This is a genomic window from Paenibacillus chitinolyticus, from assembly GCF_045038035.1.
GTDB classification, from domain to species: domain Bacteria; phylum Bacillota; class Bacilli; order Paenibacillales; family NBRC-103111; genus Paenibacillus_F; species Paenibacillus_F chitinolyticus_A.
This window is the reverse complement of record NZ_CP173427.1, coordinates 5,299,358-5,312,086: the sequence shown is the minus strand read 5'-3', so window position 1 is coordinate 5,312,086 and position 12,729 is coordinate 5,299,358. Positions and strand designations below refer to the sequence as shown.

The following is a 12,729-nucleotide window of genomic DNA, read 5'->3' as shown; positions in this document are numbered from 1 at the left end:
CCCCCTCCCGACCGAGTAGAATAGTGACAAGAACAAGGTTAACGGAAAGGGTTGCGGACCATGAAAAAGAACGGACATAAAGTATTGATTCTCTCGGGAAGCTATGGAGACGGGCATAAACAGGCGGCGGAAGCGATCCGCCGCGAGATCGCTCAGAGGTATCCGGGAGCGGAGACGGTCCTGCTCGATTTTATGGAGTGGACGCATCCCTTCATGAATTCCATCGGGCGGTACATGTTTTTGAAAGGACTCCAGACGTTCCCGTCGGCGTACGGATATGTATACAATAAAACGAGAGAAGCCAACTTTTTCTCGTACATTTTGAAACAGTTCAACCGGTTCGGCCTAGGCCGCATGATGAAGCTGCTCCGCGAAGTGGAGCCGACGGTGGTTGTGTCCACCTTCCCTCCGGCTGCGGGAGCGATGTCCGCAGTACGGGCTTACGGGCTGTACGATGTGCCTACGGCCACGGTCATTACGGACCATACGGACCACAGCTACTGGGTTTACCCGGAGACCGACAAGTATCTGGTCGGCTCCGACACCGTCCGGGACGGTCTGATCCAGGCGGGCGTGCCCGCAGGGCGCATCGAAGTAACGGGCATTCCCATCCGGCCGGAATTCCAAGGCACCTACGAGAGCGCCCAGACACGCCGCCTGCTCGGACTCGATCCCGAGCTGCCGACGATCCTGTTCATGGGAGGAGGCTGCGGGATGATGGGCGGCGAGCTGGCGAACCGGCTCGAAGCCTTCGAGGAGCTGCCGGTCCGGACGCAGCTGGTCGTCGTGTGCGGGAACAACGAGAAGCTCCGCGCGCAGATTACGGAGCTGGCGGCTTATTCCCGCCATCGGATTCTCGCCACCGGTTACGTGAACAACGTACACGAATGGATGGCCGCGGCGGATTTACTCGTTACGAAGCCGGGGGGCCTTACCATCTCGGAAGCGATGGCCATGAAGCTGCCGATCGTGATCTACAAATCCCTTCCCGGCCAGGAAGAGGACAATGCCCGTTTCCTTCTGCAGGCAGGAATCGCCGTAAAAGCGAAGAACATGAACGATTTGATCGGACAGTTGGGCATTCTGCTGAGAAGTCCGTCGCTGCTGTATACCATGCGGGAGAACCTGGGCAGAACGCGCCGGTCCAACGCATCGGCCGAGGCGGTGCGAATCGTGCTGGAAACCCGCAGCGAACGGCGCTATGCGGCGGCTTTACAAGAAATTTGGTAAAAGCGACAATAATGTTTACGCAAACTTCGTATAATAACCCTATTCCATAACAGGAAGCGTGGTTATGCTCATGAACCCCGATGCGAAAATACTCATCCTCTATGCCAGTTACGGAGACGGCCATCTGCAAGTATCCCGGGCCCTGCGGCAGAGCTTTGAAACTCAAGGCGTCAGCAACGTAGAGCTTGTGGACTTGTTCGCTCAGGCGCATCCCTGGTTCAATTCCTTCACCCGCTTCGTGTATCTGAAAACATCTTCCATCGGCCTGTATGGCCTCAGCTATTACCTGACCCAAGATATGCGGGCGGACGCCCTGCTTTCCAGATGGCTTCACTCCCTGGGAGACCGCAAGCTCCGCCAAATGATCCGCGAACATCAGCCGGCGGCGGTGGTGAACACCTTCCCCCTCAAAGGGATGCCGGATACGGGGCGGCACTCCGGGGAGACGATTCCGACTTTCTCGATCGTGACGGATTACGATCTTCATTCCCGGTGGATTCACCCGGATGTACAGCATTATTTCGTTCCTTCGGAGGAACTGAAAACGCTGCTGGTCGCGAAGGGCGTATCGGCGGATAACATCAAAGTCAGCGGTATCCCGCTGCGGCCTTCCTTTCAGGCCGCAGGAGACGGGAATGCCGCGTTAACAAGCGGAGAGGCCGAACAGGCGGCTCCCTTTGTGCTTTTGATGGCCGGCGCGTACGGCGTGCTGAGGGGTCTGCGCGGGCTCTGCGCCAAACTCCTCCGGGACGTCCCTGACGTGAGGATCGTTCTCGTATGCGGCCGCAATGAGCGCTTGAAGCGGTATTTTGAAACGACTTTCGCCGGACAGGAGCGCGTGTGCGTGCACGGTTTTGTGGAGGACATCCACCGGCTGATGGCGGCTTCCGCCTGCATGATTACGAAAGCGGGCGGCGTTACTTTGTCCGAGGCGCTTGCGCTGGATGTACCCGTTATCGTTTACCGCCCGTTTTTGGGCCAGGAGAAAGAAAACGCCGATTATTTCGTGAAAAAGGGTGCGGCGCTGGCCGCTTTTAACCCGGATGAGCTTGTCCGGCAGGTCGGACGGGTGATCCGCGGAGAATGGCCGCCGGAGTCGGCCCGCACGTCCGCCCGCAATCTGCACAAAAAAAATGCGGGCCAGACGATTGTCTCGCATATTCTAGAAGAGATCGGGCATCATCCTGCCCGCAGCAGCGAACAAGCGAGGTGAGAACGATGGATGAGAACAAACAGCGCCGGCTTTCCGCCCGATTAATCGGGTACGCATTCATTCTATTTGTCGTGGAATTCGTCCGTGGCGCTTACCTGCTGTCCTATTTGCCCGTATATGCGGGGAATGTTCTTCATTATCCCGTTACGGTTGTCGGTCTGGCGATTTCCATTCACTATGTAGTCGATATGATTGTAAAAGGGCTGGCGGGGCTTCTTCTCGACCGGTTTCCCGCCCGGGTTATCGTCGGCGGAGGGATGTTCTTCTCTCTGATCGGGCTTATTCTGCTGCAGGGACCGCACAACGTGTTTATTTTTCTCCTGTCGGCTGCTTTATTCGGGGTCGGAATTTCCCCGATCTGGCTCGTTTGTCTGAGCCGCGTAACGGCCGAACAGCGCGCTTTTCAAATGGGGGTCCTGTATACCGTCTGGCTCACCGGACTCGGTGCCGGCCCCGTCGTTATCAATTTTGTGCTGGATTACAGTCTATCGGTCACGTATTTTATCCTGCTCGGACTGTGGGGACTGGGGTGCCTGCTTTCTATGGGAATGGGGGGCAGGGCCGAAGGGACCCGGAGGAAAACCGTCACGTGGAAAGTTCAGGCGGGCGTACTCAAAAAACAGCTCGGCGCGGCGAAACCGCTCCTGCCTCCGATGATGCTCCAGACTCTTGCGGCGGGTCTGCTTGTCCCCGTTCTTCCGGGGTTCGCCTCCGGAGTCATGGGCCTGCAGTATGCGCAATATTCCATGGTTCTGCTGGCCGGCGGGCTGTGCACGGTCATTTGTTTAATGCCGATGGGAAAACTCTCCGACCACTTCGGGCTCCGCGGATTTCTGATTTTCGGGTTTGCGTTTCTGGCGGCGGCCTTGTATGCCATGACGTTCCTAAAAGAACTGGAGTTTGCGCTGCTGACGGCTGCGCTGCTTGGCGTTTCCTACGCCTGCGTGCTGCCGGCCTGGAATGCCCTGATGGCTCTCTACGTTCCCAAAGGGCACCAGGAGATGGGCTGGGGGACGCTTTCCAGTGTCGAAGGACTTGGCGCTTTTATAGGCCCGGTTCTCGGGGGCTGGCTGGCCGACCGGTACGGCGAGGTTTTCGTGATCTCGGCAAGCGCGGTCCTGCTGGGAGCCATCGCCCTCTGGTACATACTGGTACCGCTTCAGCCTGCAGTTAAGACAGACGGCAAAACCGCCGTAAAGGGGGTGACCTACCGTGGTTGAGGGAATTATCTGGATCGTCTTTATTTTTTACCTGATCTACACACTTGTGCCTACCTTCCTGATCCGGCGCCTCGGATACGGCGTGTTTAAAAGCAGAAGCGAGAGCCCCTGCGCCGCATTGACTTTTGACGACGGCCCCGATCCGCAGTATACGCCGCAGCTGCTGGATCTGCTTGCCCGGAAAGGCACGAGAGCCACTTTTTTCGTGCTGGGCGCCAAGGCGGAGCACTACCCGGATCTGATCCGGCGTATGCACGAGGAAGGGCATCTGGTCGGGCTGCATAACTATATGCACCATTCCAATGCTCTCATGACACCCTGGAAGGTGCGCCGCACCTTGGAACATTCGGCAGACGTGATCGAACGCATAACTGGGATACGGCCGGTTCATTACCGTCCCCCGTGGGGCGTTTTCAACGTGTTCGATTTTTTGCTGATCCGCAAATTCCGTATCGTCTTGTGGTCCATGGCGGCTTTTGACTGGCGTAGCAGAGGGGGGACCGACAAGATCAAGCGGAAGCTGATCGGCAAAGTGAAAGACGGCGCCGTCATTCTCCTGCACGACAGCGGGGACACACTGGGCGCGAACCCCGACGCGCCGGGTTATATGATCGAGGCACTCGCGGATGTGCTGGAGGATGCCCGCCGGCGGGGCATCCGTTTTGCGCGTATTGACGAGCATTTCCCGGGCCGGAGGCTTCCGGAGCGGCTCGTCCGCCGCAGCGCGGAGAAGCGGACCGCTCTGCCGGCAGCGTCCTTGCCGGGCGCTCAGGCATCGCAGGCAGCAGCCGGAGCAGCCGCTGCCGCGCGGGGCTCAACCGCAGGCGAAGCGGCTGCGACCGTACAGGACCCGCAGGCTGCCGGCGAGGCGGCCCTGCACAGCCCGCGGGCCGCGGGCGAGGGCGAGAGCTCGCAGCTCCCGCAGCCCGCGATGGAAGCGGCGCCCGCCCTCGAAGCGCCGCAAAGCCAGCCTCCGCCGCCAGAGAAGCGCCGGGGCCTGGCCCTGCGCGCTTGGATGCTGTGGGAGCGGCTGTTCCACTGGCTGTACCGGGTACAGCCGGGAGATCCCGAGCACCGCTTCCTCCACTACCGCATCCGGGCGTACCACGGGCAGGAGCTGATTCTCGAGGACGGGGAGATCATCCGCCCGGGCGACAAAGTGGCGGAGCTTCATCTCGACAACGAATGGCTGCGCCGTGCCGGATCGCAAAGCTCCTCCATGATGAAGCTGGCCGTGCAGATGATCCGGGCCATGGATAATTCCATGCCCAGACTGGCGCACCGACTGCTGACGGACCCGGCCCTTGCCGATCTTAAGGGCGTGTACGGCATTTCCATGATCCACCGCGGCACCAGGCAGTTCGGATTTACCGTCCTGCCGCTGCAAAACCGCCTGTGGCGCTGGTCCTCGACGCTGTACCTGCGTGTTCTGCTCGGGATGCTTCATCCCGGAGGATTCGGACGCCTGCAGGAGAACAAGGCCCGGCTGAATCCGCGCATTATCGCGATGTCGGTCAGCCAGATGAAGAAACGTTATGCTCCCGGATTGAGCGCGGCAGAGCCTTCCTCCGGCGCCTATTACCCGGAGGAAGCTTACGGTGCGGTTCTTCAAGAGCTTCCGGAAGGAATGGCGGGAAAAGGCGGGTAATTCCGGGAGTCCGGGGATTGCCTGCCTGCTTTTGTTCCGGCAACTTGATGTAAGCGCCTTTTTCTAGTAATCTGGAGGAATCAACAGGGTGCACGGAAGAGGTGCGGAAGTGAAGAACAGCAGCATAGAAGTGGTCAAGGTGCTGAATAACAATGTGATCATTGCAGCGCATCCCGTCTATCGAGAAGTTGTGGTGATCGGCAAAGGCATCGGGTTTAACCGGAAGGCCAAAGATCGCATTCCTTCGGAAGCGGTCGAGAAGCTTTTCATTTTGACCAATGAAAAAGAAAAAGAACAATACCAGCAGCTGATTCCCCAAATCGACGAGAAGCTGATCGAGGTCATGAACGAGGTGATTTTGTACATCTCGGAGCATGCCGGGGCGCCGCTGAACGAACATATTCATATTGCTCTGACGGACCATATCGCGTTTGCGATTAAGCGGCTGGAGCAGGGCATCGTGCTGCAGAATCCGTTTCTGCTCGAAACCCGCGAGCTCTATCCGCAGGAATACGCTATAGCCGACTACGTCATCCGTACGATTAACGATAAAATGAACGTGCATCTGCCGCCGGCGGAGGTCGGTTTCGTAACGCTTCATATTCATGGCGCGATCACGAACCGGCCGGTATCGGAGGTCAATGAATACTCCCGCCTGATCGGCGAGCTCATCGGCCTGATCGAACGGCAAATGCATATTACGATCGACCGCAGCACCATCGCGTACTCCCGGCTTCTGCGTCATCTCCGTTTCGCCATCGAACGGGTGAAGCGCAAAGAAGCGGTTCACGAGCCGGACAAGCTCGGCGAACTGCTTAAGCAGCAGTACCCGGAGATCTACTCCATCGCCTGGACTTTGATGAAAGTCATGCAGCGCCGGCTGCGTCAGCCGGTTTACGAAGCGGAGGCGGTTTACCTGACCATGCACCTGATCCGCCTGATGCAGAAAGACGAATCCCTGGAGAAAGAAACACCTGCAGGAGACAGTTGATTCCCGGAGCGCCTGCATTTTTCGGGCAAAATTGTTTTCCCTAAAAGACCGGAGTTAGTAAAACGGGTTGGCGCGGCAGCGTGCGGCCTGTTTTTTGCGTTCATTTTTATTTGAAAAACAGTCTTGACCGATCCGGGCGATAGTGATAATATTTGTCTAATCCTATAAGAATAGTATGAAATAAAAAAACAATTGAAACCTGCTGACTAGTCAACTAGAAGCGCCTGCGATCCGGATGCGAGATATCGTCCGTACGGCATGCGCTTTTTTTATTTTTTTTCTTAAAACGAAGGGGGATCACGATGGGAAATTTGCTGCTCGAAGTCGGAAGGCTGAACAAGGCTTTTGAGACGAAGAAGGGGCTTGTCCATGCCTTGCACGATATCAATCTGGATATAAAAGAGGGCGAGTTTATAACGGTCATCGGCCCGAGCGGATGCGGAAAAAGCACATTGCTGAAAATCGTGGCGGGTCTGGATACCGATCACGACGGGAACGTCCGGCTTGGAGGCGAGGAAGTGACGGGGCCCGGCATTGATAAAGGGTTCATTTTTCAGGAACCGCGCTTGTTCCCGTGGCTGACGGTCGAGAAGAATATCGCGGCCGATCTTTCGCTCAAAGACCCGCAGGTACGCGCCAAGGTGGATAACCTGATCGGGCTGGTTAAGCTTCAGGGCTTCGAAAAGTCTTATCCGAGGGAGCTTTCGGGCGGAATGGCCCAGCGTGTTTCCATTGCCCGGGCCCTGCTCCGAAATCCGAAAATTTTGCTGCTGGATGAACCTTTCGGGGCGCTGGATGCTTTTACGAGAGCGCATATGCAGGAGGTGCTGCTCGATATCTGGCAGGCCAACCGGACGACTATGGTGTTCGTCACCCACGACATTGATGAAGCGATTTTCCTTGCGAACCGCGTCGTGATTCTCAAACCGCGCCCCGGCGCGATCCGGAATATCGTTCCGGTGGATCTGCCTTTTCCGAGGAAGAAAACGAGCACGTCGTTTCAGGAAATCCGCTACAAAATTTTAAACGAATTCGAGAAGCTGGATGAGCTCGAGCTCGTTGAAAGCGCAGGAATCTGACGAAGGAGGTGCGGTATCGTGAGCAAGCCTTCAAATCTGCTGCAAGGTACAGGCTCGGCTTTATTGGCCGCTTCTCCTGATTCTGTCCCGGCAGAACCTGCTCCTGCCGGCTCTTCCAAACGGAGGAAGCGGCTGGAATCGTTCTTGCTGGGAGCGATCGTGCCTGCGGCCGCGCTCATCTTGTGGCAGGTGCTGGGTGACGCGGGCTACATCTCCCGGCTGCTTTTTCCGACACCCTGGACCATCGCCAAGTCTTTTCGCAGTCTGCTGGGATCAGGCGCGCTTGCGGAGAATGTGGGCATCAGCATGCTGCGGGCGGCCGCAGGTTTTGCGCTCGGAGGAGGACTCGGTCTTCTGCTGGGCATGCTGGTCGGATTTTTCCGCAGAACGGAAAAAGTGCTCGATCCCTCCGTGCAGATGATCCGGATGATTCCCCATTTGGCGATTGCGCCCTTGTTTATTCTCTGGTTCGGATTCGGCGAGCCCTCGAAAGTGCTGCTGATTGCCAAAGGGGCTTTTTTCCCGCTCTATATCAATACCTTTCTGGGGATACGGGGCGCGGACAAAAAATTGTTTGAAGTGACGAGGGTGCTGGGATTCAGCACGTACAAACAACTGGCGCGTCTTATTGTGCCGTCGGCGCTCCCGAATATTTTCCTAGGCATAAGAGTTTCGCTCGGCATCTCCTGGCTCGGACTGGTCGTCGCCGAATTGATGGGGGCATCGTCCGGGCTCGGTTATCTGATGTCGGAAGCCCGGCAGTTCAACAAAACCGCCGTGGTGTATGTGGGCATTATCTTGTTTGCCGTGATCGGCAAGGCGGCGGATTCAGGGGTCCGGCTGCTGGAAAGGCGCCTTCTGCAATGGCAGGACAGTTATGGAGGCAAATAAAAGGAGGGAGCGACTATGAACGGTGGCGGGGAAGCGCTCCGACGGCTCGCCGGGACACGTGAACAGCCCGGAAGCTTGCGCAAATACGGGCAAACGCTGCTGAAAGCCAAGACGGGCGATTTTGCCCTGGGTGCCGTTCTTCCGGTGCTTGTGCTCATAGTGTGGCAGGCGGCAGGCGACCTCGGCTGGATTTCGACGTTTTTTCTGCCGACTCCGCTGATGATCGGCGCCGCATTCAAAGAACTGGCCGCGAGCGGCGAACTGACGGAACATGTGGGTATTTCGCTCTGGCGGGCTATGACGGGCTTCCTGCTCGGCGGCAGTCTCGGGCTGTTTTTCGGCTTGTTGACCGGGTATTTCCGCAAAGCCGAGCAATTGCTCGATCCGACGCTGCAGATGATCCGTCTCGTGCCGCATCTGGCGGCGGCTCCGCTCATTATCCTCTGGTTCGGATTCGGAGAGACGTCCAAAACGCTCATTATCGCGAACGGAGCTTTCTTCCCGCTCTATGTCCACACGTATCTCGGCATCCGGAGCGTGGACAACAAACTGTTCGACGTAGCCAAGGTGCTGCGGTTCAGTCCGTACAAACAGCTGCTCCGGCTGATCGTTCCCGCTTCCCTGCCGAACATCCTGCTCGGGCTGCGGCTTTCGTTGGCCGTTTCGTGGCTGGGGCTCGTCGTAGCGGAGCTGATCGGCTCCCAATCGGGCATCGGCTTCCTAATCAATTTCGCGAAACAGAACTCGGCGACGGAAATAATTTTTGTCGGGGTCATTCTGTTTGCGGTCGTCGGCAAGCTTGTGGATACGTTCGTCCGGCTGCTGGAGGCGAAGCTGCTGCAGTGGAGAGACAGTTTTGAAGGCTGAAATGCCGTTTGGGCTTAAAGCCGGGTGGGGGTAAAAAGCATGACGGAAAGGATTTCTACATAGAGAGGGGGATAAGCATGACACATCCGGCACACACGAAAAAATACACGCATCTCATCGGTTTTGTTCTGCTTCTGGCAGCGCTGGTCCTGCTGGCTTCGGCCTGCGGCCGGGCGGAAGCCGATCCGACCGGGGGAGCGGACCCGGGAGGCAAGACGCCTTCCGTGCTGCGCGTGGGCTATATCGGCGCGAACAAGCTGAACCTTCCGAGCGGCGCCGAAGGCTGGGGGTTCTATAAAGGCGGAGCGAAGGAGGAACTGAAAAAACGGGGGATCACGGACGTGCAGTTTGTCGGTTTTCCCAACGGCCCGGATTTGAGCGAATCGCTGATCAGCGGACGAATCGATATCGGCTCGCTGGGTGATACGCCGGCCATATTGGCCCGTTCCGCAGGAGCGCCGTCCAAAGTCATCACCCTGAATTCCTCCGGGAGCAATGCGTTTATTCTCGGGAAGAAGAACGGTCCCGCAACGTTGGCCGAATTGAAAGGCAAGAAAGTCTCCGTGAAAAAAGGCTCGTACATGCACCGCTATCTGGCGGGTCTGCTCAAAGAGCAGGGCATTAAAGACGTTCAGCTGATTCATCTGCTGGATGAAGACGCGGATGCCGCTCTGGTCAGAGGAGAAGTGGACGCTATCGCCACCACGGAAGTGCGCGGGCTCAAGATGATTCCGCAAGGCTTTCCCGTTCTGGACGAAGCGGCCAAGGATCATCCCGGTCTCGTAGGCGCGGGGGTAACGGTGGTATCGGAGAGCTATTTGAAGAAAGTGCCGGATATCGCAAAAGTGTGGAATGACCTGAGGATTAAAGCGCTGGACGATCTGAAAACGCAGGAAGACGCTTATTATGCGTTTGTCGTCGAGAATACCGGAACTTCTCTGGATTTGGTTAAAAAAACGAGCGCCGTCTCCCGTATTCAGAGGGAGTCGTTCACGGACAGCGGCATTCAAGCTTTAAAGGCGACCAAAGACTTTCTGGTCCAGGATAAATTGGCCGATACGGATTTCAGCGTCGACGAATGGCTGGTGAAATAAACCGGTCATCGAAACCGGGCACGAAAACCGGTTGCGGCAAAATAAGCGGCAGAACAGGGAGGGAGAACCATGAGTCAGAAACAGCCGCTTCAATTGACGGCCGATGTCCTGGTGATCGGCGGCGGACCCGCAGGCGCCTGGGCCGCATGGAGCGCGGCTTCACGCGGTGCCAGGGTAATCGTGGCCGACAAGGGCTTTCTCGGTTCCAGCGGGGCGACGGCGCCGGGAGGAACCAATCTGCTTTACCTGCCGCCCGATCCCGCTTTGAGGGAAGAAGCGGTCAGAAAGCGGATGAAGGGAGGCGGCTTCCTGTCGGAACCTTCCTGGATTCACGGCGTGCTCGATCAGGTATACGAAAGCCTGGAACTGGTGGAATCCTGGGGCTACCCGTTCCGCAGGGACGAGAACGGAGTGCCCATGAGGGATCACCTCCAGGGGCCGGAGTACATGAGGCTTATGCGCCGGGCCGTCATCAAGGCGGGAGCCCGCATCCTGGACCAGTCTCCGGCCCTGGAGCTTCTCGTCGACGAGCACGGTGTCGGCGGAGCGAGAGGCATATCCCGGCTCGATAACCGGGATTGGGAAGTGCGGGCGGGAGCCGTCGTGATCGCCACGGGAGGCTGCGCCTTCCTGAGCAAGGGCCTCGGCTGCAACGTTCTGACCGGCGACGGCCTGCTGATGGCCGCCGAGCTCGGCGTGGAGCTTTCCGGCATGGAGTTCAGCCGTCAGTACGCGCCGAGCGCGGCCTTCGGCACGAACACGCGCGGACGTCTGCTGAACTGGGCGACTTTCTATGCCGAGGACGGCACGCCTCTGCACTCCGAAGGGCCCCGGCCGCACGATTTCCTGCCGAAGATGCTGAGCAAAGGACCCGTGTACGCCGTCATGGACAAGGCGGACACCCCGGAGAAGCGGGCGATCCTCCGCAGCTCGCACGCGATCTTCTTCCTGCCGCTCGACCGGGCCGGCATCGACCCGTTTACGCAGCCGTTCCCGCTGACCCTCCGGTACGAGGGAACCGTGCGGGGAACGGGCGGCATCCGGCTCGTCGGCGAAGACTGCTCGACGACCGTGGCCGGGCTCTATGCCGCCGGCGATGCGGCTACCCGGGAGAGAGTCGCGGGCGCTCAATCCGGAGGCGGCGCTTTCAACGCCTCGTGGGCGATCTCGTCCGGGACCTGGTCCGGCAGAGCCGCCGCGGGGTATGCGCTGGCCCTGGGCAGCCGGGCCGGGCAGCGCCATCTCCGCCCGGCAGGCGGTGCCGGGCTCGCAGGAACGCCGGGGACATCCGCAATGAGGGATGTCCCGGGGATTATCGAGGCTGTCCAGCGGGAAGTGTTTCCGCTGGAGATCAACTACTTCCGGAGCGAGCCCGTGCTCAGGGAGTCTCTTCAAAGACTGCACGGACTGTGGCCCCTCGTCCAGGGCGGTATTCCCGGCGGCGATGCGAGGGAGCGCGTCCGTGCCAGGGAAGCGGCCGCCATGGTGGCGGCGGCCCGCTGGATTCATACCGCCGGACTGGCGAGGCGGGAAACCCGCGGTATGCACACGCTCGCGGAATACCCGCATACCGATCCGGCCTACCAGCGCCGTCTGCTCGTGTCGGGGCTGGACGACATCCGCGTCAAGTTCGAGGGCGGCGGGGAAGTCCCGCCCCTGACGGCGGCTGCCCCGACGGCGCATTCCGGGCCTCCGGGGCAGCGGGCACATGAACCGCTTCGGCCGTCCGGCGGAGAAGCCGTGCGGAAGGAGGTGACGCCGGCATGATCGAGCTGGTCAGTACCGCCCGCTGCGTAGGCTGCGGCATGTGCGTCAAGGTCTGCCCCACGAACGTATTCGACGAAGGACCGGACCGGATACCGGTTATCGCCCGGCAGGACGACTGTCAGACCTGCTTTATCTGCGAGGTTTACTGCCCGGTTGACGCGCTTTACGTGTCTCCATACGGCGACGAGGCGGTAAGCGTCGATGAGCGGGACCTTGCGGAATCCGGTGTGCTCGGCAGCTGGAGAGAGAAGATCGGCTGGGGACCCGGGCGCGTCAAGCTTGCCAAGCTGGATACGACCCCGTTTATCGACCGTGTACTTCCCCTGCAGCCCCCTTTGGATGCGGAGGAGACGGCGTTTATTCTGAACCCGGACTATCCTCCGAAACCGGCCGGGTAGGCTCATGCCGTCCGAATCCGCCGAACCGTCAATGGTCCGGTGCCGGGGTTGCCCTGTCCGAACCGAAGCTTTTGCCATTGCGCGAGTTATCTTCCATAGACGACTTAATTAGCTGCCTTTCAGATATCTTGCAGGTATCTTGCAGGTATCTTGCAGTATCTTATAGGAACGATATCCCTTTTGGAAGGGGCGACGTTCCTTTCCCGGAACGCACCCACTTCCGTTTTATAACCGGAGATTTCCCGTTCGGGAGGTCTCCTTTTTGACGGGATGAACGTGCGAAAAATGGTATTGTCTGTTGAGTTTTGTCATGCTATAATGACGGAGCTTA

11 protein-coding genes are annotated in these 12,729 nt (G+C 58.7%); all 11 read left to right on the top strand.

The window, feature by feature from the left end; all coding sequences use genetic code 11:
* Positions 1–60 precede the first annotated feature (60 nt).
* Positions 61–1,230, top strand: a complete 1,170-nt coding sequence (locus tag ACI48J_RS23970; protein ID WP_326054731.1) for an MGDG synthase family glycosyltransferase — start codon at positions 61–63, stop codon at positions 1,228–1,230.
* Positions 1,231–1,294: 64 nt separating this feature from the next.
* Positions 1,295–2,443, top strand: a complete 1,149-nt coding sequence (locus ACI48J_RS23965; protein ID WP_405080554.1) for an MGDG synthase family glycosyltransferase — start codon at positions 1,295–1,297, stop codon at positions 2,441–2,443.
* A 5-nt stretch (positions 2,444–2,448) separates the two neighbouring features.
* A complete protein-coding gene (locus ACI48J_RS23960; RefSeq protein ID WP_405080553.1) occupies positions 2,449–3,663 on the top strand; it encodes an MFS transporter in 1,215 nt (404 codons plus the stop codon).
* Entirely contained in the window at positions 3,656–5,311 is a 1,656-nt protein-coding gene (locus ACI48J_RS23955; protein WP_405080552.1) for a polysaccharide deacetylase family protein, read from the top strand. Before ACI48J_RS23960 ends, ACI48J_RS23955 begins: the two co-directional genes overlap by 8 nt.
* Positions 5,312–5,399: 88 nt before the next feature.
* Complete coding sequence (gene glcT, locus ACI48J_RS23950; RefSeq protein ID WP_405080551.1) at positions 5,400–6,302, top strand: glucose PTS transporter transcription antiterminator GlcT; 903 nt, start codon at positions 5,400–5,402, stop codon at positions 6,300–6,302.
* A gap of 302 nt (positions 6,303–6,604) precedes the next feature.
* Positions 6,605–7,381 carry an ABC transporter ATP-binding protein gene (locus tag ACI48J_RS23945; RefSeq protein ID WP_326057184.1) on the top strand — a complete coding sequence of 259 codons (777 nt, stop codon included), beginning with the start codon at positions 6,605–6,607 and terminating at the stop codon, positions 7,379–7,381.
* Between the two features lie 18 nt (positions 7,382–7,399).
* Entirely contained in the window at positions 7,400–8,272 is an 873-nt protein-coding gene (locus tag ACI48J_RS23940; protein WP_405080549.1) for an ABC transporter permease, read from the top strand.
* 15 nt (positions 8,273–8,287) lie between these two features.
* A complete protein-coding gene (locus ACI48J_RS23935) occupies positions 8,288–9,139 on the top strand; it encodes an ABC transporter permease (RefSeq protein ID WP_405080547.1) in 852 nt (283 codons plus the stop codon).
* Positions 9,140–9,216: 77 nt separating this feature from the next.
* The gene (locus tag ACI48J_RS23930) at positions 9,217–10,233 is read left to right on the top strand and encodes an ABC transporter substrate-binding protein (RefSeq protein WP_405080545.1); all 1,017 of its coding nucleotides are present in this window, start codon (positions 9,217–9,219) and stop codon (positions 10,231–10,233) included.
* A gap of 69 nt (positions 10,234–10,302) precedes the next feature.
* On the top strand, positions 10,303–12,000 hold the full coding sequence (locus ACI48J_RS23925) for an FAD-dependent oxidoreductase (RefSeq protein WP_405080544.1): 1,698 nt from the start codon (positions 10,303–10,305) through the stop codon (positions 11,998–12,000).
* Positions 11,997–12,398 (top strand): 4Fe-4S binding protein, encoded by a 402-nt coding sequence (locus ACI48J_RS23920; protein WP_405080542.1) that lies wholly within the window; start codon positions 11,997–11,999, stop codon positions 12,396–12,398. Before ACI48J_RS23925 ends, ACI48J_RS23920 begins: the two co-directional genes overlap by 4 nt.
* Positions 12,399–12,729 lie beyond the last annotated feature (331 nt).